Raw genomic sequence first — 24,704 nt, forward strand, 5'->3', positions numbered from 1 at the left:
GCGGGCTTTCACTTTTACAATTGAAAAAAGCATAGGAAGTGGCACCTTTGAATTGGAATCAATTATGGAAGAAAGATATGTATCTTTTAATTATATTAATGGTTGTTGTTCCGATTGCTGGAGAGCTGAATTTTCATCCTTTTAATGATATGTTTCGTGTTAGTTTCGGGACACCGCTTTTCTTCTTTTTATTACTATTTTTAAGAAGAGTGCCAGCAGCAGCTGCAGGTATTCTTGTAGGTATATCTGTAGTCTTATTTCGTGTATGTCTTGACTGGGTATTGCAAGGTTCATTCCATATGACAGAATCATTTTATTTGCGTTATCCTGTGTTCTTTTATTATTTTATTTATGGAAGTCTTTTTTCGCTTTGTAGGGTGAATAAGTTTCATCAGAAGCCAATTGTGATAGGATGTCTTGGAATTACAATTGAAATTATCGCAAGTATGTCTGAACTTGCGTTTTATCATATGTTAGTGCTGGGGACAACGATAACAGTTTCTGAAGTGAATAAACTAATTATTATTGCTATTTTCCGTAGTTTCTTTGCACTTGGTTTTTTAAATATGATGAACTTATATGAAACGAAGTTAAAAGAATCACAAGTTCGAAAAGAAAATGAAAATATGTTAATGTACCTCTCTAATTTATATGTGGAATCTGTCCATTTGAAAAAAACGTTACAAAATGCTGAGTTAATTACACAAGAAGCATATCAACTATATCGAAACTTACAAGCGAACGATGATTTAAATAGCAAAACAGCATTAAAAATAGCAGGAGAAGTGCACGAAATCAAAAAGGATAATCAAAGAATTTTTGCAGGACTATCTAAACTGTTATTAGATAAAAATGTGGCTGAGTATGTAGAAGGACATGAATTAGCGGAAATGATTGTAAGAATTAATGCGAAGTATGCTGAAATGTTAGAAAAAGATATACGTTTTTCGGAACATATAGAAGGTGAGCATGCAGAATATCATGTGTATACGGTCTTATCCATTTTTAATAACTTAGTTGCAAATGCAGTTGAAGCAATTGAGGGTAGAGGTCTCATTATTATTAAGCTATATAAACGAGATAAACATATATTCTTTGAAGTAATTGACGATGGTCCTGGTATTGCACAGAAGTATAAGAAATTAGTATTTAAGCCAGGATTTACTTCAAAGTATGATCAAACGGGAACACCTTCAACAGGTATTGGACTTTCTTACATAAACGAAATGGTAACAGAGCTAGGTGGAGAAGTGAGATTAGAAGACCGAGAAACTGGCGGAGGGTGTAAGTTTATCGTTTGTTTACCAGAGTGCAGTTTAAAGCGGGAAGGAGAATAAAGTTGTTTTATTATATCGTAGATGATGATGAAGTTTTCCGCTCCATGCTTTCACAAATTATTGAAGATGGCGATCTTGGGGAAGTAATTGGAGAGTCGGAAGATGGAGCTTTTATTGAAGCGGATCAACTAAATTTTAAAAAAGTAGATATTTTATTTATTGATTTATTAATGCCAATGCGAGATGGGATTGAAACAGTTCGCCATATTGCATCCTCTTTTACAGGGAAAATCATTATGATTTCTCAAGTTGAATCGAAACAGCTTATTGGTGAGGCGTATACACTTGGTGTTGAATATTATATTACAAAACCATTGAATAAAATTGAGGTTATGTCTGTTGTACGTAAAGTAATGGAACGTATTCGTTTAGAGCGCTCTATACATGATATTCAAAAATCATTGAATAACGTTTTTAAGTGGGAACAGCCGCAAGTTCGAAATGAGCCAATGCAAGAAGGAAAAAGAATAGCAGATTCAGGGCGCTATTTATTATCAGAACTCGGTATTGCAGGAGAGAATGGAAGTAAAGATTTGCTTAGTATGTTGGAATATTTATATGGACAAGAAAAAGCACAAACATTTGAATTTGGATTTCCTGCGTTAAAAGATATTTTCCATCATATTACAATAAGGAAATTAGGAGATGTAGCTTTAGATACGGATATTGATAAAGAGAAAAAAGCATCTGAGCAAAGGGTAAGAAGGGCGATTTATCAATCGTTAAATCACTTAGCTTCCCTTGGGTTAACAGACTTTTCGAATCCGAAATTTGAAAGCTATGCTCCGAAATTTTTTGATTTTACTATAGTTAGAAAACGGATGACAGAAATGACAAAAGATGAAGTAGCGGCTTCTGGTCATATACGTATTAATACGAAGAAGTTTATTCAAGTGTTGTATTTTGAGGCAAAACGGTTGATGGAGATAGAATGAAAAGAGATAAGTGTTTCAGATTGTAGACAAAGTCTTGTTCAAGTGACATTGAGTTTCTTGGTGCTTAACATGCTTTTGACTCTCTTTTTTAATTAGAGTTGGAATAGAAACAAAAAATAAATATAATATTGTTAATGCACCAACGGGGAGGAGGACAGGACATGAATAAAGAAGAAAAGGTCATAGTGGGTTTCAGGGACTTATATAATAAGATTGTTTGGCTTAATAAGGATAAGATGGAAGACAGTCTTAAGGGTTATAATTCTTCTGAAGTACATTGTATCGAATACATTGAAAAAAATGTAGATTCTAACGTGACAAAACTTGCGGAGTCCTTTTATATGACTCGCGGTGCCATAAGTAGAATAACTAAAAAACTTATAAAAAAAGGCCTTATCGAAAGTTATCAGAAGTCGGATAATAAGAAAGAAATCTATTTTAGGCTTACTGAACAAGGGAAAGTAATTTATAAAATACATGAGGATCTGCACAAAGAGTTTGAAGAACGGGATAAAGTTGTGTTTGATCAAGTAACCGAGGAAGAATTTGATAGTATACTTAGCTTCGTGGAAAAGTATAGTAGACATTTGGATACAGAAATAAAGAAACAAGGTGTACATATTAAGTCGTAATCTATTCAAAAAATAAAAATGAAACGGCAGGCAGTCCAAGGATGGACCGCCTTTTTTATTGTTATAATTTTGTTGACAGGGAAACAAAATGGAGTTATTGTTTTGTTGATAAGGAAACAAAAATAACTGTTGGGGAGAGAATGAAAATGTCCAAATTCAGATCACATAATGAACATAATACGGAACGAGTCATAGATAAACACGCCTTACTATTCGGTCTCATCTCTGTGTTTCTTTGCGGAATAGGATTCAGCATTATAATACCTGTCGTTCCATTTTTAGTGCAGCCATATACAAGTAATTCGGCAGAACAAGCGGTCGTCGTTACGCTATTAACTTCTGTTTATGCAGTCTGCGTATTTTTTGCGGCTCCCGCACTTGGAGCTTTGAGTGATAAATATGGTCGTCGTCCATTACTTTTAGTATGCCTTTTCGGTTCCGCAATCGGGTACTTAGTTTTTGGCATAGGAGGAGCTCTATGGATACTATTTGCTGGGCGCATAATAGAAGGTATAACAGGAGGGAGCATCAGCACTATCTTCGCATATTTTGCAGATATTATTCCTCCAGAACAAAGAACGAAATACTTCGGATGGGTAAGTGCGGTTGTAGGAGTAGGCACTGTAATTGGACCAACTATAGGTGGATATCTTGCCAAGTTTGGTTATTCTGTACCTATGTATTTTGGAGCAATAATAACTTTATTAAATGTTGTTTATGGAATCTTATATATGCCTGAGAGCCTTGACAAAAATAATAGATTGAAAGAGATTACCTTTGTAAGATTGAATCCATTTACACAGCTTGCAAATATACTTTCCATGAAAAATTTAAAATGGCTACTTGTCTCAGCATTCTTACTTTGGATACCAAATGGATCTTTACAGGCAATTTTTTCACAATTTACAATGGATACTTTTAGTTGGAAGCCTGCGTTAATCGGACTTATGTTTTCAATTATGGGATTCCAAGATATCATTTCACAAAGTTTCATAATGCCAAAACTTTTGACAAAACTTACTGATAAACAGATAGCAATTCTCGGAATGGTTTCGGAGATTATAGGTTATAGTCTTATTGCAGCATCAGCTTTGTTCTCATTTTATCCGTTTCTTATCGCTGGAATGTTTATATTTGGTTTTGGTGATTCCATCTTTGGACCTTCATTCAATGGGATGCTCTCGAAGTCTGTCGATTCTAGTGAACAAGGAAGGATTCAAGGAGGTAGTCAATCTGTTCAAGCTTTAGCAAGAATGATTGGGCCGATCATTGGAGGGCAAATTTATGTTTCACTTGGGCATGCCGCACCTGCTTGTATGGGGATCATCCTTATAGTAGCCGCAATAACAGTCTTATATAAGGGCACGCATGAAAATATGTAAATTACGTACTTTATCCTCCTTTTATAGACAGTAAGCCCCTTGTATCAAAATTTGCACATCCATCTCAATGGTGTGTGTGAAAAACTTTTATTACTCTTCTTCATAAAATCATATCTTTTAAATTATTGATGCGATAGTCGGTAAAACTTTTACATGAATAATGTAGAAGATATTTAAATACTACGCTGGAAGCTTTCAGAATCGCCTGCATAATAGGCAATTTTAACAAGTACTGAAACTCTATTTGCTTACAGTCTGAGGTGTTTATAAATAAGTATCTTTTTTGTTAAACCAACATTTTATATTTTCTCGTGAAGCATGTAAAATGTTAAGTAAGAGAAACTGGTTTTAAATTAAGGAAGTGTCAAAAAATGAGTTTTACATTAAATAAATCGATTATTAAAGAAGTATGCGGAGAGACCTCATATAAAAGAGGTGAAGCTTATTATAAATCAAATAAAGTAATAATAAATCATTATGATGAAAATAAAGAAATTTGCGAGGCAACGGTAAAAGGGAATGAAGATTTTCATGTTACAGTAGAAAAAGCTAAAAAAGGTGATGTTGTTGCGAAATGTAGTTGTCCTTCATTAGCGTCTTTTCAAACGTACTGTCAACATGTTGCAGCCGTACTAATACAAATAAATTATAACCAGCAAACGGGCGGCATGTCCGAAAATATGAGCGGAAATGATCAATTAACGAGCGGGATGTTTCAGTTGTTTGCAGACAAACCACTGCGGCCAAAAAGTAAACAACACCGTTTTGATACACGTGAAATATTAGATGTTGCGTTTATATGTTCACCAGTAGCGACGAAAAGCGGTGGGGCCCTTCTTGGAATTCAGTTAAAACTTGCGAAAACATACTTTATAAATCATATTAGAGAATTTCTTTCTAACGTGGAGAAAAGAGAGAGTTTTCATTGTTCCAATGAATTTACATACACACCAGATGTACATAGCTTCAGGCAAGAAACGGATGCGATTATTCAGCAGCTCATTAAAATTTATCATAATGAAAAAATGTATGAGGATACACTGGAAGTACATGCAAAACAAGATGATAGTATGATTTTAATACCGCCAGCTTCATGGAAGGATATGCTTTCTTTACTTTCTAAAGTTGAGTTTGTGGGACTTAATCAAGATGGAAAATCTTTTCACGGTTTACAAATTTCAAAAGGGCTACTTCCTTTACATTTTGAGTTTAATAAAGGGAGTAACGGTGGGTTTACACTTTATATTGACGGCTTACAACAAGTAGAAGTAATGGATACGTATAGTTATGCTCTATTTGGAGGGAAACTGTATCAGTTGAACGCTGAGGATTGTAAGCGGCTTATCGAATTACAAAAAATGATGAATCGTTCTAGTAGTAACCAATTGTATATTCCAGCAGATAAGATGGAGCACTTTGTAGCAAAAGTTGTACCAGGGTTAATGAAGCTAGGAACTGTGCGAATAGATGAGGTAGTATCAGATTGTGTGGAAACGCCTTCGCTAAAAGCAAAATTGTATTTAGATCGAGTGAAAAATCGTTTGTTAGCAGGTCTCGAATTTCATTATGGAAACGTCGTGATTAATCCGTTAGAAGAGGATGGGCAGCCATCTGTTTTTAATCGTGATGAGAAAAAGGAAAAAGAGATTTTAGACATTATGAGTGAAAGTGCCTTTGCGAAAACGGAAGGCGGTTATTTTATGCATAATGAAGAAGCTGAGTATAACTTTTTATATCATGCTGTTCCAACGTTAAAAGGTTTAGTTGATATTTATGCGACGTCAGCCATCAAATTACGAATTCATAAGGGAGACACAGCTCCTCTTATAAGAGTTAGAAGGAAAGAGAGAATTGATTGGTTATCATTCCGCTTTGATATAAAAGGTATTCCAGAGGCAGAAATTAAAGGGGTATTAGTCGCTCTTGAGGAGAAACGAAAATATTATCGTTTAGCAAGTGGTGCTCTACTATCACTTGAGAGTAAAGAGTTTAATGATATTAATCAGTTTATAAAAGAATCTAGTATTCGAAAAGAATTTTTAAAGGGCGAAGAAATAGATGTCCCTCTTATTCGTAGTGTGAAATGGATGAATTCACTGCAAGAAGGAAACGTATTAAGTTTAGATGAGTCTGTTCAAGAATTGGTAGAGAACATTCAAAATCCTAAAAAGCTGAAGTTTGCGGTGCCAAGTGGCTTAGATGCGATAATGAGAGAGTATCAAACATACGGATTCCAGTGGATGAAAACACTTGCCTATTATCATTTTGGCGGCATTTTAGCTGATGATATGGGACTGGGGAAAACGTTGCAAAGTATTGCTTTTATAGACTCTGTTTTGCCGGAAATTCGAGAGAAGAAACTGCCTATATTAGTTGTTTCTCCGTCGTCCCTCGTTTACAACTGGCTTAGCGAGTTAAAAAAATTCGCTCCACATATTAGAGCAGTTATTGCCGATGGAAATCAAGCAGAGCGCCGAAAAATTTTAAAAGATATAACGAAATTTGATGTAGTAATTACGTCATATCCTTTACTGAGAAGAGATATAAGGTTATATGCGCAGCCATTTCATACGCTATTTCTTGATGAAGCACAAGCATTTAAAAATCATACGACGCAAACTGCAAGAGCGGTAAAAACAGTGCAGGCGGAGTACCGTTTTGGATTAACAGGAACACCTGTAGAAAATTCATTAGAAGAGCTATGGTCTATCTTCCACGTTGTCTTCCCAGAATTATTACCGGGAAGAAAAGAGTTCGGTGATTTAAGACGAGAAGATATTGCGAAGCGGGTAAAACCATTCGTGTTAAGAAGGTTAAAGGGTGATGTATTACACGAACTCCCAGAAAAAATTGAGCACTTACAATCATCAGAACTTTTACCAGATCAAAAGAGGCTTTACGCAGCTTATTTAGCAAAGTTAAGAGAAGAAACGTTAAAACATTTGGATAAAGATACGTTACGTAAAAATAAAATTCGGGTTTTAGCTGGTTTAACGAGACTACGGCAAATTTGTTGTCATCCTGCTTTGTTTGTTGATGACTATAAAGGTAGTTCAGCTAAATTTGATCAGCTGCTAGAAATTTTGGAGGAATGCAGAAGTACAGGGAAGAGAATTCTTATCTTTTCCCAATTTACGAAGATGCTTTCGATAATCGGACGTGAATTAAATCGTCAAGCAGTTCCATACTTTTATTTAGACGGGAGTACACCAGCGCAAGAACGTGTAGAGCTATGCAATCGGTTTAACGAAGGAGAAGGGGATCTATTTCTTATTTCGTTAAAAGCTGGTGGCACAGGACTAAATTTAACAGGTGCAGATACAGTTATATTGTACGACTTGTGGTGGAATCCAGCTGTTGAACAACAAGCTGCGGATAGAGCGTATCGAATGGGACAAAAAAATACAGTGCAAGTGATTAAGTTAGTAGCACATGGAACAATTGAAGAAAAAATGCACGAGTTACAAGAGAGTAAGAAAAATTTAATCGCTGAAATTATCGAGCCGGGAGAAGAGAAGTTATCTTCTATTACGGAGGAAGAAATCCGCGATATTCTTATGATTTAATATGGAAAAAGCTATGCTTTCATAGAGATGAAAGCATAGCTTTTTTGTTGTAATAATTATATTTTGTTTTGTACAAAGTAAAGAGATAAAGTGAAACTTTAAATAGTGGGAGTTGTTCGTCTCCCACTATTTATTTTATTTCTTTGTACCTTTACTTTTGTATGGTTTTGCAGCTTTCTTTTTCGCACTTGATTGCCAACGGTTCCATCCTTTACTTCCTGTACCTTGTCCTACACCTTTTTTCGGTTTTGCTTTCGTTTTACTCATATGATCACTCCGTTATATAAAAAATCTGATTTGATAATAGCCAATGTTTTAGAAAAATACTATCGATAAATGACTATGCTTGCTTTAAATAAAAACAAACTGCTTGAATGCTATAGTATATCATGAAATTGCGAGTAAACTGAAAGGAATTATAAAGAAAATGAAAATAATAAGAAATACTGCGGATTCTATATTTCGAACAATCACACTAGTTGTTGTATATATGTTAGTTTCAATTAGTGAAATGTTTTTTGGATTGAAGAGACAAAGGAAATAAAAATGTTATATTAAGAACAATCGGTAAAGGCATAAAATAAAGAATTGAAAATTTTTTTGAAACTTTTTGTTGACTTTATCGATTTTTTGTATAGAATAATCATTAATAAAATGTTTCAGAGATGTGACAATAAAACGACTATGAAAGGACGAGTAGTAGTAGGATGTAGTTTAAGCGAGTCAGGGGCGGTGTGAGCCTGATACGAAGCCTATTATGAAGAACCTCCTGGAGTCGCTAACCGAAATCCTTTATAGGAAAGTAGACTTAGCCGGGAACTTCGCCGTTACAAGAAGAACAGTATCGAGATTTTTTAATCTCCGTACTGTATAAGTGAGCAACCTCTGTTGCTAATTTGGGTGGTACCGCGGAACCAAAGTCTTTCGTCCCAGTTTTTTTGGGAAAGAAGGGCTTTTTTTGTTGGCTTCTTTTCACAACATCCAAACATTTTAGGAGGAAACCACCATGTATCAATCATTAATGACAGTAAGAGAGACTCAAATCGCAATTAAGGAAGTTAAAACATTTTTCGAGGATCAATTAGCAAAGCGCCTTGAACTATTCCGCGTATCTGCACCATTATTCGTAACGAAGAAATCAGGATTAAACGATCACTTAAACGGTGTAGAACGTCCAATTGAATTTGATATGTTACATTCAGGAGAAGAATTAGAAATTGTACATTCACTAGCGAAGTGGAAAAGATTCGCATTACATGAATACGGATATGAAGCTGGTGAAGGTTTATATACAAACATGAACGCGATTCGTCGTGATGAAGAACTTGATGCAACGCATTCCATTTATGTTGACCAATGGGATTGGGAAAAAATCGTTCAAAAAGAATGGCGTACTATCGATTACTTACAAAAAACAGTACAAACAATTTATGGAATATTCAAAGAATTGGAAGATCACTTATTTGAAAAGTATCCGTTCCTTGGAAAGTATTTACCAGAAGAAATTGTTTTCATTACTTCTCAAGAACTGGAAGATAAATATCCAGAATTAACACCGAAAGATCGTGAACATGCAATTGCGAAAGAACACGGTGCAGTCTTTATTATTGGAATTGGTGATGCACTCCGTTCAGGTGAAAAGCACGATGGACGCGCGTCCGATTATGATGATTGGAAATTAAACGGTGACATTTTATTCTGGCACCCAGTACTACAAGCTTCGTTCGAATTATCATCAATGGGAATTCGTGTTGATAGTAAAGCACTTGATGAGCAATTAACGAAAACTGGTGAAGACTTCAAACGTGAGTATGATTTCCATAAAGGTATTTTAGAAGACGTACTACCATTAACAATTGGTGGTGGTATCGGCCAATCAAGAATGTGTATGTACTTCTTACGTAAAGCACATATCGGTGAAGTTCAATCTTCTGTATGGCCTGATGATTTACGTGAAGCTTGCAAGAAAGAAAACATTCATTTGTTTTAATAGAAGTGAGAGAGAATAGCTCAAACATAGAGCTATTCTTTCTTTTTTATTTTGTAAACGAATAGTTTACAGTGAGTTTTACTAATGGTTTCTTTTTCGTCTCCTTTTATCCTTTTCGGCAAGAAGACTCCATCTGATTTGTGTTACGGGTGAAACCCAACAATTCAGGTGGAGATGAATTGCCGTCAGTCAATAGGCTGAACTCTTTTGTTTCGTTCATAACAATTTTTTGATGGGGAACATTCGTTTCTTTTTGTCTTACGATATAATCTGTAGTAGATAAGGAGGGAATATATCGTAAGACAACGAAATTGGATAATAATCATTCGGTTACTTGAGCAAAAAGGAATTAAGATGAAGACCATGTTCACATTTAGTTCCGTTTAGTTCCAAATATTGATTTGTCAAAAGTAATTAACAGTTACAAAAGTGTTAGTTCTCGTTTCGTGAAACGAGATTTCCTAAGATAAAACATTATCTTAGGAAAGAAATAATTTTAATGAACTCTCTGAGAAAGGTGGTGAAAACAATGACTAAAAAGAGAGCAGTGAAAGTATTACGTAAACAAAAAAAAAGAGAAAACATGCAACGATTCACGCAGAAACAGAATATCGGACGAGCTTGTCTCACAGCTAAAGAATTTCGCTTACTGCAACGCATGTCACATAGTTCAAAAGCATTGCGAAATGTTGGATTGTACACGATTAAACAAAGTTATTTGAACTATAATAAAATGGCTACTGTAAAAGAAGTGGACAATGCCATGCAGGCTGATATGAACTACTGGGGCATTCAATCAAACTCTGTTCAAGCGATTCGTAGAGCCTTATTTACAGAAGTGAAGAGCTTTTTTAAAGCATGGGAACAGTGGAAGAAAAATCCTGAAACCTTCACAGGTCGTCCTAAGTTTCCAAATTATTCTCGTTCAACGGACAAACGAATTATTGAAATCTATCAAGTTCCAAAAGTGGATGATAACGGGTATTGGATGATCCCGATGAATGTTGCATTCAGGAAAAAATTCGGTTCCATTAAAATACGTATGCCAAAGAACTTAAGAAATAAAAAAATCTCCTACATTGAGATTGTACCGAAGCAAAAAGGTCGGTTCTTTGAGGTGCATTACACATATGAAATGCACGTTTCTCAAATGAAGAAACAACCCACGACTATTAGTAAAGCTTTGAGTTGCGATTTAGGTGTAGACAGATTATTAAGTTGCGTAACAAATACAGGTGATGCATTTTTAATTGATGGAAAAAAATTAAAATCCATTAACCAGTACTTCAATAAAATGATACGTAATCTACAACTGAAAAACATGGGAAATGGACTTTCTAAACGAGTTGTAACGAACAAAATGGCTGCACTTTGGCATAAACGGGAAAGACAAATAAATGGTTACATTTCACAAACTGTAGGCTTGTTGTTCGAAAAAGTGAAAGCATTCAACATAGATACTGTTGTCGTAGGGTATAACGCTGGTTGGAAACAAAAATCTGATATGGGAAAAAAGAATAATCAAAAATTTGTTCAAATCCCATTTCATAAACTGATTGCAGCAATTGAGAATAAATGTATAAAAGAAGGCATCCGATTTTTAAAACAAGAAGAAAGCTATACTTCAAAAGCTAGTTTTCTTGATAAAGATAGGGTTCCAGTTTGGGATAAGGATGATAGGACGCATTATCGCTTTAGTGGCAAACGGATCACTCGTGGTCTGTACCAAAGTAAAGCAGGGAAATGTATTCATGCTGATATTAATGGTGCATTGAATACATTGGAAAAATCGAGAGTTGTAGAATTGGATGACAATCTCAAAGTGAAAACGCCGATTCTATTAGAAGTGCAAAAACGTAAGGCTGTTGCTTCGTGCATAGCTTAGTGGGTGCGTCAACCATCCATGTGTACTCGACTTGTCGGGGCTTGTAGCACACGCCGGAGTCATCTGAGTGGTGGCTTCTTCCACAAGGAAGAATTGCTCTTTTTCGAAAGGGTGGTGCAAGTGGGGAAACGATTGTTCGTTTCTAGTACCAACCAAAAAGATACTTGGGGTGTTACTGTAAGGTGGCATGAATTCTAGAGCGTCAAACTATCTAGCGATAGACGAAAAGACCTAGAGTTCTAACTCAAGCCCCCACTGAAACGTTTCAACTCAGTGGGGGTAGTTGACATTGGATTTGGTTTGCTAATTATAATTGCATTCATTGATTACGAAAAAATACAGGTGGTTGTATTAGGAGTTGCACTATTCATGATGGTATTTTACTCGGATGTGAAGAAAGTTATTTTGAATGAATATAGAGCGTTTTTTCATGGGAAAGAGCGATAAGATATAAAATGAGAAGAGTCAGTTATATTTCCTAGGAAAGGATAAAATGAATAATTAAATTATTTTATAATGATTTTGGGATGTTGATAATATGTTAAAGAACGATTTGGATAGAGTCTTGAAATCTATGTGTAAAATGAAAATACATTTTTAAAAGCTCAAACAAGCATAACCACGTTCTAAAGTTAGGACGTGGTTAAAAATATGGTTTAATTGATAATGAAATTCTGTTTGGCAAAGCCAATAACTTTTTATAAAAAATTACTTAATTATTTGTTACCGATTTCTTCCGCCAAACCGATTAGAATTCCTTCGGTTCCACGAATGTAGCAGAGTCGATACGAGTTCTCATACTGAACTACTTCTCCAACGAGCTGAGCACCATGCTTAGTAAGTCTGGATACCATTTCGTCAATGTCCTCGACGGTGAACATGACGCGCAGATAACCGAGGGCGTTTACAGGAGCTGTCCGGTGATCTGCTATAGTAGGTGGGGTGAGAAATCGCGAAAGTTCAATTCGGCTGTGACCATCTGGCGTAACCATCATAGCAATCTCTACGCACTGAGAACCGAGTCCAGTTACGCGACCAGCCCATTCACCTTCAACAGTAGCTCGCCCTTCGAGATTCAAGCCAATCTCCTCGAAGAAAGAGATTGCGTTATCAAGAGATTCTACAACGATGCTGATATTGTCCATTCTTAGTAATTTGTTTTTTGTCATTGTCTTTATCTCCTTATATGTATAAATTTATTATCTAATTATCCTCATAATTATACTAGAATCTCTTCTAAACAAAAAACACCTTGTCACAGTGTAGGAAAATGTGACAAGGTGTTTTCGGGTATGTCATATAACAACTTATTAACAAAAAACACTTCGTAAACTTTCTACTATTGAAATATACGCGAACTTTATTTCGTGAATACTATCATTTCAAGTAGTTTCAAGAATTTGATACTGTAGTTGCTATTTGATAAAAGAACTTCGACTTCCCCGCAAAATATTCCCACCCTATTTCTATTTATATAGGAAGGAAATAGATTAATATAATTTATTGTAAGTTTTACCGGCGGAAATTAGCTCATTTGCACTAAAGGCTCAATTTTCGCCATAAATGATTGATGAAGTGCTTCAACACCCGTTACTAAATGAAGACGGTCAATAACGACAGATACTTTAATTTCTGATGTACTTACCATTTTAATATGAATATCTTCTTCTTTTAAAGTAGTGAACATATTCGCAGCAACTCCTGGGTTAGATACCATACCAGATCCTACAATTGATACTTTTGCTAAATGATTTTCATGTTCTACAGATTCATAGTGAAGTGCTTCTTGATTTTGTTCCAATACTTCTAATGTTTCTCTTAAATCATTAGAATGGATCGAGAAGGAGAGGTGAACAGTTCCTTCATTTGTAATACTTTGAATAATAATATCTACATTAATATGTGCTGCTGCTAATGTAGAGAAAACTGTTGAAAGTGCACCTTGTTCTAATCCTTTAATTGTGACACGTGTAATATTATCCTCAAATGCAATACCTTTAACGATTGATTGTTGTTCCATGTTACATTCTCCCCTTACAATTGTTCCGTTTTCTTGTTCCATACTTGAGCGAACTTCTAAAATTACATTATGATTTTTAGCAAACTCAACAGCGCGTGGGTGTAATACGCCAGCACCGAGGTTGGCAAGCTCTAACATTTCGTCATAAGAAATTTCATCTAATTTATAAGCATCTTGTACAACTCGTGGATCAGTCGTATATACGCCGGTCACATCCGTATAAATATCACATTTTTTTGCTTTTAGTGCAGCAGCTAATGCGACAGCAGTCGTATCGGAGCCACCGCGACCAAGTGTGGTAATTTCATTTTCTTCACTTATTCCTTGGAAACCAGCTACTATAACAATCGTGCCTTCAGTAAGGTGAGACTGAATACGAGTAGTGTTAATGTCAGTAATCCGTGCACTACTATGTACAGATTCTGTCGTAATACCAGCTTGCCATCCTGTTAATGAAATTGCGTTATAACCTTTTGTTTGTAGTGCCATTGTTAATAATGAAATGGTTACTTGTTCTCCTGTAGATAGGAGCATATCCATTTCACGTTTACTTGGATTTTCAGTAATAGCGTTAGCAAGTGCTACAAGTTTATCCGTACTTTTTCCCATTGCTGAAACGACAGAGACAATACTATGTCCTCGTTCATATTCTTCAATAATTAAATTTGCTACATGTTGAATGCGTTCGACGCTTCCGACAGAAGTACCGCCAAATTTTTGTACAATCGTTTCCATTACGAATTCCTTCTTTCGTCCATTTTTAAGAATAGGTTAGGACATATACAAATCCCAATATTCCTGTAGTTACCAGAGAGAAAAACAAAAAACACCATCTCAAATAAGTGAGGATGGTGCTGTTACAGGAAAAGGGAAACAGAAAACGGAGCTAATAAAAAAACCGCCAAAAAAGGAATATCATAAAAATGATATCTCTTTTTTGTAGATAGCTCTTCATACGTACACGTCTGTACATATGACAGTTCTGTTTCTATTCGAAAACAGCCCCAATTGATAAATGCAGAGAAATTTATCAATTTCGGCAACACTTCCTTTCCTCTAAAATCATAGACATCTCTGTGTCTCCTTTAGAATACTTATAAGCGTTGCAACCTCTATCTCACGTTTTAGGCGAGAGTGTATGATTTATGAAGTTGTTGGTAACATTTGTTTTATAATAATTTAAATTTTTCAGGGAATCAAGTGTTTTTTGTATTTTTTTGAAATTCTATCTTTTTATTAAATTAGTTTGTGAAAAATGTAGCAAAATCGATTCATTGCATGTACAGTGAAAATATAGCGCATGGGAGGTGGAAGGATGGGGAAGAAAAAGCCTATTTATGTAGCCACAGAAATGAACACAACAATGGAGAAACTATGGGCATATACACAAGAGCCTGATATACATACAGAGTGGGATGCTCGTTTTACTGAGATTTCGTATTTAGAAAAAAAAGAGGGAGAACCACAGAAGTTTTTATATAAAACAAAGATCGGATTTGGACTTGAAATAGCCGGAGAAGGGGAATCGATAGGTGAAATAAGAAAAGAAACTGGAGAACGCATTTCCTCTTTAAAATTTTGGACAGACAATCAATTATCACTTATACAAATAGGGCGTGGTTATTGGAAGTATACACCGAATGAAGAACATATTCATTTTGAAACGCAATATGATTATGATACGAGATTTGGTCGTATAGGAAATGTGATAGATTTATATGTTTTTCGTCCACTATTAGGTTGGGCGACAGCATGGAGTTTTGATGCTTTAAAATTATGGTTAGAAAAGGGACTTCATCCTAAGTTGCTAATTAGAAGAACGATGACGTATTGGCTAGTTTGCTTTTTATTTGCTTTCGTATGGTTATATCAAGGGATTGTACCGAAATTGATGTTTACTCATTCAGAAGAAGTAAAGATGCTTTCTGCACTAATCGGATCGAATGAAAGTAGTATTTTTATACTTAAAATAGTTGGATTTTTAGAAATAATATGGGGTGTTATGTGGCTATTGCCACTTCAAAAGCGAAAACTATTTATATTGCATATTATATTGTTGATAGTTTTAACATTAGCGGCAGGATCGACGAATATCGCTAGTTTTACGCAACCGTTTAATCCGATTACATTAAATTTTCTTCTAATAGGGTTATCGATTGTCGGTTATATAAATAGCACTAATTTGCCAAGCGCAAAAAATTGCAAGAGGACGAGAAAGGGATAAGTATATGGTTAATATTTATGAAAGATTATTAGGGGATTCTTATAAAAGGCTTCATCCAAAATTGCAGGAACGATATGCGATAACAAAGGAAAATAGCTTTATTGGGGAAGGGGAAATGGATGAAATTTATGGAGGATCTTTTTTCGTTAAATTAATATTAAAAATTACATCGAAGTTTCGAATGTTTTTCTCTGAGCGAGGGCAAAAAGTTCCATTTGTGATACATAATACCGCTGAGCGAGATGAACATGGAAATGAGTTTGTACGGTGGAATCGTACTTTTTATTTTCATAATAAGAAAAGATATTTTAACGCTGTTATGCAGTTGGATGAAGAGAATAATGAAATTGTAGATTATTTTGGTGAGCCACATTTACTCGTTTCTACATTGAATTTTTATATTGATGAAAAAGGCGGGATGCATATTTCTTCAAAGAAACAATGGTTTTTTATGTTTGGAAGAAAAATACCGTTACCTAGATTTTTATACGGAGAGGCAAAAATTGTTGAAAGTTATGATGATGCACTGCAATGTTTTCGAATTCATGTACAAGTACGGAATCCGTTAATTGGTTCGTTATTTTCATATAAGGGAACATTTGTGGAAAGGGAATAAACGATATGAAAAATATACTATTTGGGCTTGCTTGCTATATTATTTTTCTAATATATGAGTGGTCAAATGTAAACCCAGTTGAAGCAATTATTTTATTATCTATTTTGTTATTTATACCGATGTCTATTTGTATTATTGACAAGAAAAAAAGAAATGGATCGTATGTATTATTTTATAAATTTGTATCGTTTTTATATCCAATCGCAGCAATCAGTGCAATGCTAGCTTTCGTAACAAATCACTATTTCTTTGCGCTACTTTGGTTTGCATATACAGGAATCGTTGCGTTATTTGGTGTAAGTAGATTGTTAGAAAGAGGATGGAAACCGATAGAAGAGACGGCTATCGATAGTGCGTTTATTTATTTGTTTTTAGGTGGTTTTTGGTTTTTTGCTTCAGTAGCAAAGGTTTCAATTATGCACTTTAGTTCTGACATTGTTTTACTTACAGCGGCACACTTTCATTATTCGGCATTTTTATTGCCGTTATCAGCTGGTTTACTTGGAAGAAAAAGAGAACGGGGAAGTAAGTTATATGACTCTATTATGTTTATCATCGTCATTTCTCCAATGACAGTTGCAATAGGAATTACGTATTCGAGGGTATTTGAATTTTTTGCAGTGTTCATATATTTATGTGCCATTTATGGATATGGGATTTACGTATGGAGAACGAAATTCAATGCTATAAGTGCAAAGATTCTCCTTACTCTTTCATCCAGTACACTTATGGTAACAATAATGTTTTCACTCATATATTCATACGGAAATTTCAAACAAGTAATGACGATTACAATTGCACAAATGGTCTGGATTCACGGTGTTGTAAATGGAATTGGAGTAGCGTTACCAGCTTTTCTTGGTTGGATGATTGAAAAGAGTACTCCGAATTATAAATATTACGGGAAAACAATGAGCAGGTTAAGAGGAAATGCGACAGTTGGTGAAGCATTTTTACATAACAGAAATTTAATAGATAGCAAGGAATACAAAGGTTTAGTTGATAAAATGAATGATTTTCATAGTGAGGCATTTGACATGACGAAGATTCCTTTAAGTATTATTCGTTTTTATGAAAATACAAAAGAGTATGAGTTACAATCGCATATTAAATGGACTCGTTGGTTCCGCCCGGTTGCATTTTGTTATGAGAAAATGAGTAAGCGTGTAGGACAAATACATTTAGGAATGGGCGGCAAGTGGGAAACGATGCATGGCTCTATCATTGGGATAATAGATGAGAAGGATGGAAGAGAGAATGTAAGGGCTTGGCTAAGAAAAAATGAAGCAGGAGAGTCTGTTTTTGTAGCCCTCTATTCAAAGCATGCATACAAGAACGAGACATATATGAATATCGCATTGCCTTTACCATATTCGAATATGACTGGTATTTTGAAGTTGTACAATGATACGAACCAGTTAATGATTACAAGTAAGCTAAGAGAGCGTCGTAAGGGAGATGAAGGGATATACTTACATACCCGCTTCTTTACAATACGCTTACCATTAGCAGAGACTTTTATTATTAAAGAGAGAAAGGATCAAATATTAGAAGCTAATCATAGAATGTGGATATTTGGAGTTAATTTTTTAGAAATTGATTATGAGATTAAGAAAATAGAGGGAAAGTAAGAAAGGCTTGGAGAGATTCCAAGCTTTTTTACGTATGGGTAATTGTCATAGCAACTTGTTTATCCAAGTCTTGGTCCCAAACACGCTGAATTTCAAACGTACCTTTTTCAAAAAATAATGGGAATCTCTCTTTAAACCAATCTTGCATAGGAAGATTGAGTGCTGTATCAATTGGCACCCATAATAATTCGCCTTCAGGAGGATTCAAAAGGAGTTCACCTTCAAATGAATCTGTCCAATAGTTAAATACCATATATCGAACATTTTCTTTCGGATTTACGTATTCATCTAATCCCTTAAAAGTTAAATTTAAAACAAGTAATCCAGTTTCTTCTTTTACTTCTCGTTTAGCAGCTTGAACGATACTTTCTGGAAAATCTACTTTACCGCCAGGAGCGATGTAACCAGGGAAGCCTAGATGATCCGGCCGTTGTATTAGTAATACTTCGTTATTATGTTGAATCATACACATTGTATAAATGCGGTGTTCGACGCTTTTCCAATTCGTGCTCATACGAATCTCTCCTCTTATAAAGTGAAACTTTAATCAGTGGGGGGTTCTTCATCTCCCACTGATTATTAGCCCTCACCAATCGGGCTTTTACGGGCAGTTGATCACCCACCTAACTTCTTTGCTTTCGCTGAATTTTGAGGTGGGGGTCTTACTGCCCGTTAATGCGGGATGAAATGAGTCTCTTATAGTTTAACTATAGTTATTTGTTCCAAAAAATACAATAATAAGACAAAATTATACAAAATGCAATTGACTATTACTAATTTTCAGAACTATAATTAGTCTGTTATATAAAAACATTGTACTTGAGAGGGGAATATATTCTATGAAAAATAGAATAATCGCAGCAGCAGTAATCGCAGCTAGTATATTATCTTATTCATCTAGTAGTTTCGCACAAATAAAAACGTTTCCAGATGTCCAAGCAGGGCACTGGGCAGAAGATTCTATTAACTACTTAGCAGAAAAAGGCGCAGTTACAGGTAACGAGAAAGGAATGTTCGAGCCTGGAAAAGAGATCACTCGTGCAGAAGCAGCTACAATGATGGCTAAAATCTTAAACTTACCATTCGATAAAGATGCTAAACCATCTTTCGGTGACTCTCAAAACGGATGGTATACCCCATACATCGCAGCTGTAGAAAAAGCTGGTGTTGTTAAAGGGAAAGGCCCAGGCGTATTTGATCCAACTGGGAAAATTGACCGGGTTTCAATGGCCTCTCTTATTGTAGAAGCTTACAAATTAGATTCTAAAGTAAATGGTACTCCAGCAACTAAATTCAGTGATTTAGAAAAAAGCTGGGGGAAAGCAAAAGCTAACATTCTAGTTGAATTAGGGATTTCTGTTGGTACTGGTGATAAATGGGAGCCTGAAAAAATTCTAACTAAAGCAGAGGCAGCTCAATTTATTAAAAAGGCAGATTCTCTTAAAATAGGTAACCCTTTAGTAGAAAAGGTAGTTATTATTGATCCTGGTCATGGAGGATTTGATCCAGGGAATCCAGGGCAAGGTGTAGAGGAAAGTGAAATTGTATTTGATATATCTTTAAGATTACAGCAATTGTTAGAAAAAAATACACCTTTAAAAGCTTTGTTAACACGTGAAGAGAACGGAAATCCAGGAAGTAACAAGAATGAGTCTCTTGTGAATCGAGTGAAATTTGGTCAAGAGAACAATGCAGATATATTTGTAAGCATTCATGCAAACTCTTCTCAAAATCATGATGGTTATGGAACGGAAACATATTATTATAAAAAATCCAAGCGTGGAGAAGAGACACAGATTGAAAAGGATAGCGAAGTATTAGCGAAAAAAATTCAAAAGCGAGTAGTAGAGGCATTACATACAAGAGATAGAGATATAAAAGATGATCATTCGTTTTATGTAGTAAATAAAAATACAGTACCAGCAGTTTTAACAGAGCTTGCCTTTATTGATAATAATATAGATAATGGCAAATTAGCTACTGAATCAGGAAGACAAATTGCTGCAGAGGCAGTTTATGCTGGGATTTTAGATTATTATGAGTGGAAAGGTTTCGATGTTTCAAAATATCGTTTAGCTAAATAAAAAATATTAATTGTTAAGTCCATCATCTATATAGAGATGATGGACTTTTTATATGAGTTTATATAATTTTGTATCAAAATAAAAAGATATATCGTATTATGCTGATTATAAATAAAATAATGGTAGATTAGTTTATTTGTATCACGTATACTTTTACTGTTGACTAATTAAGAGTTTGTTAGTTTAATAGGGAAAATTTTATTGAAAAGGGAGGCAAGTTAACACGGGACAAGCATATACATAACGTGTTAAAAAAATATGAAAAAAGTTATTTCTAATGTGTTAGCAGTGACAGTCGCACTTCAAGTAGTGATGGCTCCGGCAACTTCATTTGCAGCTGAAAAGGAATTTCCAGACGTTCCGAAAGATCATTGGTCGTATAAAGCAATTACTAATTTAACGTCAAAAGAAATTATTGCAGGATATGATAATGGTAAGTTTGGATTCGGAGATGTTGTAAATCGTGAGCAAGTAGCCGCATTAATATATCGTGCATTAAAACTAGAAGCAAAAAGCGAATATAAAAATCCATACTCTGATATTAGCGAAGGAACGACAATGTTCCAAAAAGAAATTTTAGCTTTAACAGATATGGGGATTTTCGTAGGTGATGGTAAAGGAACATTTAGACCGAAAGAATCTTTAACTCGTGCTGAAATGGCTGTAATTTTACAGAAAGCCTTTAAACTAAAAGTAAAAGCTAAGCATACATTTAATGATGTTCCGAAAGATCATTGGGCAAATGATGCGATTAGTGCATTAGAGTCTAACGGCGTTGCTGCAGGTAATGGAGCAGGTGCATTTAATCCAACTAGTGTTTTAACACGTGAAGAATATGCACAATTTTTATTTAATGCCATGGCATCATATATCGATTTAGATGTAACATTACCTTCTAATGTAACAGCTCAAGAGATTGATAATTATATTAAAAGATATCATCCCGATAGTCCGCTTGTTGGAGTTGGACAAGACTTTATTAAAGCGCAAAACGAGTATGGCGTGAACTCTTTATATTTAGCAGCACATGCAATCTTAGAGTCTGGATACGGGAAATCAGAAATTGCATATCGCAAACATAATTTATTTGGACTACGAGCGTATGATTGGGACCCATTCGCACATGCAAAATATTTACCATCTTATGGATTAAGTATTTCATACAATGCTGATTATGTGAGAAAGAATTACTTAGAACAAGGTGCTAAGTATTTCAAAGGTTACACATTACCTGCGATGAATGTAATGTATTCAACTGATAAAGAATGGGCTGGCAAAATTGCTAATATTATGGAGCGTATTAAGCCTTTCAATAACAAAGATTATCAAAATGTAAAACGATTACCGAAAAACCCTAATACATTAAATGTAGATGCATTAGGCGAAACAATTCCATATAAAGATTATGCAAAAGACGCAAAAACTACTGTTCAGTCGGTAGGATCTTACTATCAAGTTCCATTCCCGTTTAACAACCCAATTAAGAGTGTACCAAACGTTACACAAAATGAAGTTGGAAAACTAGAAAATGGTACAAAAGTAAACGTATATCGTGAAGATCCAAATGGCTGGGTAGAATTCTCACTTGAAAATGCTCCAGAAAAATATTGGACATTGAAGAAGAACTTAAAATTATAAAGTGGAAAGGTGTTTTCATATGTGAAAACACCTTTTTTATTTATATTCAACACGTAATATTTGTAGATTCATTATGATTTTCTTTTTTATATTTTTACCAATAATTTAACAGTTCATATATAATTAAAGGTAATAAAGATTGAATTTTCTGTGTTTAATCTTAGGTATTAACTTAATTTGAAAAGAGGAGAGAGATATGCAAGGAGAAATACCAACAGAGAAAAATTTAGGTTATGTCGGTAAATTATTATTGCCAGTTAAAGTGTCACCACACTTCAAGTTTTTATGGATTGGACAATTACTTTCGACTTTAGGTAGTTCGATAACGATGGTTATTCTGCCAGTCGTTGTATATTCATTAACTGGTTCAACAGTTGTAATGGGAATGACTATGGCAATGTACATGCTTCCTAATATTCTTGCGTTACCGTTTGCTGGATTAGTCGTGGATCGAATTGACCGGGTGAAATTGATGTTATTTACAGATATAATTCGCTGTATATTAATGCTCTTATTTGCAACACTTATATTTATGGACATTTTAACAATTCCACTTCTATATGTACTTGTTGCATTATATGGACTTATGGAAGGGATATTTCAGCCGGCATATTCAGCTGTAAGAGCAAAAGTATTTGTACCGGAAATTCGAAATGCAGCTAATGCATTAACGCAAATGAGTAATCAAGGAATACGACTAATTGGACCGGCTCTTGGAGGATTGATCGTTTCAGTTGCATCCGCCGGAATAGGATTTGGTTTGGATGCAGTAACATATTTGCTATCATTTTTATGTTTATTATTTTTAAGAGAACTAAAGTTTAATAAAGTACAGAAATTTGAAAGAAATAAAATCAATTACAAAAAAGATTTTATGGAAGGGATTCTTGTTCTAAAGAGTCATCCATGGTTGTGGATTACCATTCTAGTCTTTTCTTTCGTTAATATTTGTTATGCTGGCGTAATCGTTGTATTAATTCCATGGTTGTTTAATGTTCATCATCATTTTGAAGCTTACGTGTATGGCTTAGGTATGGCTGCTTCTGGTGCTGGAGCTGTAATTGCAGCACTAATTTTTGGTGGGAGGCAGCGGTGGCATAAGAGAGGATTACTTGCGTATGGTGGTGTTTTAATTAGTGGAATGGCGTTATTAATTATGCCTTTCGTTTCTTGGGCACCGGCCTTAATTGGATTAATGGCAATTGAAGGATTCGGTATTATGATATTTGGGCTTATTTGGGAAACAAGTTTACAAGAGCTTGTACCAGAAGAAGCTTTTGGAAGAGTGGCAAGTCTTGATATGTTAGGCTCATTTGCTTTATTACCATTAGGGTATGTGGTGGTAGGCTGGTTAGCTACTGTAATAGGTGGAAAGATAACAATTATAATGCTAGCTATTTTAGTACTCATAACAATTGGAATGGCATTGTCTGTACCAAGTATTCGGCGGTTCGATTGATTATGTAGGCTAAAAGGGGGGGATGGTATATGACTATAGAAAACCTACATCATTTAGTAGTACATGAGTTGGGATGTAAATACGTTTTGGGAGAAAAGGTATTTGAAGCAAGGAATTTCACGGTGTATATTGCTACTCCTATAGAAAATAAAATGACATATAATCGACTCATCTTAATTAAGCATTTGTCTAATGAAGAGCCTTCCATACATGTTTGGGACAAAAAAATCTGTGTAGACGCTACAAAAATACATATTGCAAAAGAAGTGACAGAAGCAATTCAATCGGGTTTTGTAAATAAAGAGTAAGCCCTAATCAAATTAGGACTTACTCTTCATTAAACACAAATGTTTGCTTCATTTTTTTACTCTCATGTACTGGATGACCGTTGTAAGAGAAATTCTTTTCTTCCCAAGTAATGACAACTTTAAAATTATGGCTATTAAAGTCTAATGGGAATACCATGTAGTCAAAGCTTGTATGACTTTTTGAAACGTTGTTATTAGATGAAGTAGGATTAAAGGTAGCTTTAGATGTAGGTGTGTTATCAAGTATTTCCACCGATACATTTGCAACATCATTACCAATATTTTTTAAGAGTAAACTATACGTATCATATACACCTTGTTTTGGCTGCACGGCTTGCTTGTTTGAGTTATGAGATTTGTCAATTTCGATATACCACTGTTTAGACTTTGACGCAACTGGTAGTGATTGAAATGTGTATGCACTAGCTTGTATTGGTAGTGCTAAGCAGATTAGTGCAAAGAGAGAAAATATTTTTCGTTTCATCTTTAGAGAGCTCCCATTCTTTAAAGGATTTATTTGTTATTATCTTCTCTTTTTAAGATAATATACCATGTAGTTTAGGGGAGGGTATATTGAAAGAATTAGTAAGTATGGGAAGCAGCATGTTTCTACAACTGTTATTTTTGTATATATTTATTTCTGTTGTTTTATTGGAACTCAATCCATGGTATGCGGTAGTGGTTTATGTGGCTATTGCTATAATCAGTCTTCTGCTAGGAATATACTCGATTGCTTTCTCTATGAAGAGTAGCTTGAATACTATTTTTCTAACACTACCAGGTGGAATTATAATAACATTATTTTCAATATTAATTATTGGATTTACAGTGTTTGCTTACTTTTTACGAGAAGGAGATATTCCGCCTGTAATTCGTTTGTAGTATAAGTGAATCGATAGAGCTCCTATCTTTTCGTTATTAATCTTCCCAAGTATGTCACACGCACATTTAAAAAAACAAGGAAACTGTGTAAAGATTTTTCGGCATAGTTTCCTTA

At 34.8% G+C, this 24,704-nt stretch carries 20 protein-coding genes, 1 pseudogene, 1 riboswitch and 1 other annotated feature; of the genes and pseudogenes, 16 read left to right on the forward strand and 5 right to left on the reverse strand.

Translation table 11 applies throughout. The features are described 5' to 3' along the window. Positions 1-38 precede the first annotated feature (38 nt). The 5 genes from MKX37_RS08755 to MKX37_RS08775 all read left to right on the forward strand — a co-directional run bounded on the left by MKX37_RS08755 (position 39) and on the right by MKX37_RS08775 (position 7,852). Positions 39-1,337, forward strand: a complete 1,299-nt coding sequence (locus tag MKX37_RS08755; protein ID WP_098632145.1) for a sensor histidine kinase — start codon at positions 39-41, stop codon at positions 1,335-1,337. A gap of 2 nt (positions 1,338-1,339) precedes the next feature. Continuing rightward, positions 1,340-2,272 carry a response regulator gene (locus MKX37_RS08760; protein WP_078421915.1) on the forward strand — a complete coding sequence of 311 codons (933 nt, stop codon included), beginning with the start codon at positions 1,340-1,342 and terminating at the stop codon, positions 2,270-2,272. 161 nt (positions 2,273-2,433) lie between these two features. Continuing rightward, a complete protein-coding gene (locus MKX37_RS08765; protein WP_001030885.1) occupies positions 2,434-2,904 on the forward strand; it encodes a MarR family transcriptional regulator in 471 nt (156 codons plus the stop codon). A 146-nt stretch (positions 2,905-3,050) separates the two neighbouring features. After that, a complete protein-coding gene (locus tag MKX37_RS08770; protein ID WP_033730545.1) occupies positions 3,051-4,286 on the forward strand; it encodes an MFS transporter in 1,236 nt (411 codons plus the stop codon). Positions 4,287-4,657: 371 nt separating this feature from the next. After that, on the forward strand, positions 4,658-7,852 hold the full coding sequence (locus tag MKX37_RS08775) for a DEAD/DEAH box helicase (RefSeq protein ID WP_078421914.1): 3,195 nt from the start codon (positions 4,658-4,660) through the stop codon (positions 7,850-7,852). Between the two features lie 135 nt (positions 7,853-7,987). Here MKX37_RS08775 and MKX37_RS08780 read toward each other — a convergent pair whose 3' ends face one another. Beyond that, positions 7,988-8,119 carry a DUF3934 family protein gene (locus MKX37_RS08780; protein WP_000047589.1) on the reverse strand — a complete coding sequence of 44 codons (132 nt, stop codon included), beginning with the start codon at positions 8,117-8,119 and terminating at the stop codon, positions 7,988-7,990. Positions 8,120-8,527: 408 nt separating this feature from the next. Next, positions 8,528-8,787, forward strand: a binding site (T-box leader). A gap of 71 nt (positions 8,788-8,858) precedes the next feature. Here MKX37_RS08780 and asnA point away from each other — a divergent pair. The 3 genes and pseudogenes from asnA (at position 8,859) to MKX37_RS08790 (ending at position 11,727) form a co-directional block, all read left to right on the forward strand. After that, positions 8,859-9,842 carry an aspartate--ammonia ligase gene (gene asnA, locus MKX37_RS08785; protein WP_002126735.1) on the forward strand — a complete coding sequence of 328 codons (984 nt, stop codon included), beginning with the start codon at positions 8,859-8,861 and terminating at the stop codon, positions 9,840-9,842. Positions 9,843-10,195: 353 nt separating this feature from the next. After that, positions 10,196-10,350 (forward strand): annotated as a pseudogene (locus MKX37_RS27420) (transposase); the annotation flags it as partial. Between the two features lie 21 nt (positions 10,351-10,371). Then, on the forward strand, positions 10,372-11,727 hold the full coding sequence (locus MKX37_RS08790) for an RNA-guided endonuclease TnpB family protein (RefSeq protein WP_078421961.1): 1,356 nt from the start codon (positions 10,372-10,374) through the stop codon (positions 11,725-11,727). Between the two features lie 716 nt (positions 11,728-12,443). On the opposite strand, the gene MKX37_RS08795 is transcribed toward MKX37_RS08790, so the two are convergent. After that, entirely contained in the window at positions 12,444-12,896 is a 453-nt protein-coding gene (locus MKX37_RS08795) for a VOC family protein (protein WP_002126736.1), read from the reverse strand. Between the two features lie 356 nt (positions 12,897-13,252). After that, the gene (locus MKX37_RS08800) at positions 13,253-14,482 is read right to left on the reverse strand and encodes an aspartate kinase (protein WP_002064751.1); all 1,230 of its coding nucleotides are present in this window, start codon (positions 14,480-14,482) and stop codon (positions 13,253-13,255) included. A 201-nt stretch (positions 14,483-14,683) separates the two neighbouring features. Further along, a riboswitch (Lysine riboswitch) is annotated at positions 14,684-14,870 on the reverse strand. 192 nt (positions 14,871-15,062) lie between these two features. Between MKX37_RS08800 and MKX37_RS08805 the strand changes: the two genes are divergently transcribed. The 3 genes from MKX37_RS08805 to MKX37_RS08815 are packed head-to-tail and all read left to right on the forward strand — an operon-like array spanning position 15,063 to position 18,218. Further along, positions 15,063-15,971 (forward strand): DoxX-like family protein, encoded by a 909-nt coding sequence (locus MKX37_RS08805; protein WP_002126739.1) that lies wholly within the window; start codon positions 15,063-15,065, stop codon positions 15,969-15,971. Positions 15,972-15,975: 4 nt separating this feature from the next. After that, complete coding sequence (locus MKX37_RS08810; RefSeq protein ID WP_002126740.1) at positions 15,976-16,587, forward strand: DUF4166 domain-containing protein; 612 nt, start codon at positions 15,976-15,978, stop codon at positions 16,585-16,587. A gap of 5 nt (positions 16,588-16,592) precedes the next feature. Then, positions 16,593-18,218: a YndJ family protein gene (locus MKX37_RS08815; RefSeq protein WP_002126741.1), complete on the forward strand. Its 1,626-nt coding sequence runs from the start codon at positions 16,593-16,595 to the stop codon at positions 18,216-18,218. A gap of 28 nt (positions 18,219-18,246) precedes the next feature. On the opposite strand, the gene MKX37_RS08820 is transcribed toward MKX37_RS08815, so the two are convergent. Then, positions 18,247-18,732 carry an 8-oxo-dGTP diphosphatase gene (locus MKX37_RS08820; RefSeq protein WP_078421913.1) on the reverse strand — a complete coding sequence of 162 codons (486 nt, stop codon included), beginning with the start codon at positions 18,730-18,732 and terminating at the stop codon, positions 18,247-18,249. Positions 18,733-19,057: 325 nt separating this feature from the next. Here MKX37_RS08820 and MKX37_RS08825 point away from each other — a divergent pair, with 325 nt between their 5' ends. From MKX37_RS08825 to MKX37_RS08840, 4 genes are all read left to right on the forward strand, one after another. Next, the gene (locus tag MKX37_RS08825) at positions 19,058-20,302 is read left to right on the forward strand and encodes an N-acetylmuramoyl-L-alanine amidase (RefSeq protein ID WP_002012211.1); all 1,245 of its coding nucleotides are present in this window, start codon (positions 19,058-19,060) and stop codon (positions 20,300-20,302) included. A 258-nt stretch (positions 20,303-20,560) separates the two neighbouring features. Then, the gene (locus MKX37_RS08830) at positions 20,561-21,940 is read left to right on the forward strand and encodes an S-layer homology domain-containing protein (RefSeq protein ID WP_002012210.1); all 1,380 of its coding nucleotides are present in this window, start codon (positions 20,561-20,563) and stop codon (positions 21,938-21,940) included. Between the two features lie 196 nt (positions 21,941-22,136). Then, positions 22,137-23,399 carry an MFS transporter gene (locus MKX37_RS08835; protein ID WP_078421911.1) on the forward strand — a complete coding sequence of 421 codons (1,263 nt, stop codon included), beginning with the start codon at positions 22,137-22,139 and terminating at the stop codon, positions 23,397-23,399. Between the two features lie 29 nt (positions 23,400-23,428). Next, entirely contained in the window at positions 23,429-23,707 is a 279-nt protein-coding gene (locus MKX37_RS08840) for a hypothetical protein (protein ID WP_078421910.1), read from the forward strand. A gap of 19 nt (positions 23,708-23,726) precedes the next feature. On the opposite strand, the gene MKX37_RS08845 is transcribed toward MKX37_RS08840, so the two are convergent. Next, positions 23,727-24,191 (reverse strand): hypothetical protein, encoded by a 465-nt coding sequence (locus MKX37_RS08845; RefSeq protein ID WP_016126764.1) that lies wholly within the window; start codon positions 24,189-24,191, stop codon positions 23,727-23,729. Positions 24,192-24,280: 89 nt separating this feature from the next. On the opposite strand from MKX37_RS08845, the gene MKX37_RS08850 reads away from it, so the two are divergent. After that, the gene (locus MKX37_RS08850) at positions 24,281-24,589 is read left to right on the forward strand and encodes a hypothetical protein (RefSeq protein WP_016126765.1); all 309 of its coding nucleotides are present in this window, start codon (positions 24,281-24,283) and stop codon (positions 24,587-24,589) included. Positions 24,590-24,704 lie beyond the last annotated feature (115 nt).

The organism is Bacillus sp. FSL R5-0709, assembly GCF_038004785.1.
Classification (GTDB): domain Bacteria; phylum Bacillota; class Bacilli; order Bacillales; family Bacillaceae_G; genus Bacillus_A; species Bacillus_A mycoides.

Coding starts and splice junctions, on each gene's coding strand:
- MKX37_RS08835 (WP_078421911.1), top strand. CDS start 22,137: ATGCAAGGAGAAATACCAACAGAGAAAAATTTAGGTTATGTCGGTAAA.
- MKX37_RS08800 (WP_002064751.1), bottom strand. CDS start 14,482: ATGGAAACGATTGTACAAAAATTTGGCGGTACTTCTGTCGGAAGCGTC.
- asnA (WP_002126735.1), top strand. CDS start 8,859: ATGTATCAATCATTAATGACAGTAAGAGAGACTCAAATCGCAATTAAG.
- MKX37_RS08795 (WP_002126736.1), bottom strand. CDS start 12,896: ATGACAAAAAACAAATTACTAAGAATGGACAATATCAGCATCGTTGTA.
- MKX37_RS08830 (WP_002012210.1), top strand. CDS start 20,561: ATGAAAAAAGTTATTTCTAATGTGTTAGCAGTGACAGTCGCACTTCAA.
- MKX37_RS08790 (WP_078421961.1), top strand. CDS start 10,372: ATGACTAAAAAGAGAGCAGTGAAAGTATTACGTAAACAAAAAAAAAGA.
- MKX37_RS08825 (WP_002012211.1), top strand. CDS start 19,058: ATGAAAAATAGAATAATCGCAGCAGCAGTAATCGCAGCTAGTATATTA.
- MKX37_RS08765 (WP_001030885.1), top strand. CDS start 2,434: ATGAATAAAGAAGAAAAGGTCATAGTGGGTTTCAGGGACTTATATAAT.
- MKX37_RS08780 (WP_000047589.1), bottom strand. CDS start 8,119: ATGAGTAAAACGAAAGCAAAACCGAAAAAAGGTGTAGGACAAGGTACA.
- MKX37_RS08775 (WP_078421914.1), top strand. CDS start 4,658: ATGAGTTTTACATTAAATAAATCGATTATTAAAGAAGTATGCGGAGAG.
- MKX37_RS08840 (WP_078421910.1), top strand. CDS start 23,429: ATGACTATAGAAAACCTACATCATTTAGTAGTACATGAGTTGGGATGT.
- MKX37_RS08845 (WP_016126764.1), bottom strand. CDS start 24,191: ATGAAACGAAAAATATTTTCTCTCTTTGCACTAATCTGCTTAGCACTA.
- MKX37_RS08820 (WP_078421913.1), bottom strand. CDS start 18,732: ATGAGCACGAATTGGAAAAGCGTCGAACACCGCATTTATACAATGTGT.
- MKX37_RS08815 (WP_002126741.1), top strand. CDS start 16,593: ATGAAAAATATACTATTTGGGCTTGCTTGCTATATTATTTTTCTAATA.
- MKX37_RS08770 (WP_033730545.1), top strand. CDS start 3,051: ATGTCCAAATTCAGATCACATAATGAACATAATACGGAACGAGTCATA.
- MKX37_RS08810 (WP_002126740.1), top strand. CDS start 15,976: ATGGTTAATATTTATGAAAGATTATTAGGGGATTCTTATAAAAGGCTT.
- MKX37_RS08805 (WP_002126739.1), top strand. CDS start 15,063: ATGGGGAAGAAAAAGCCTATTTATGTAGCCACAGAAATGAACACAACA.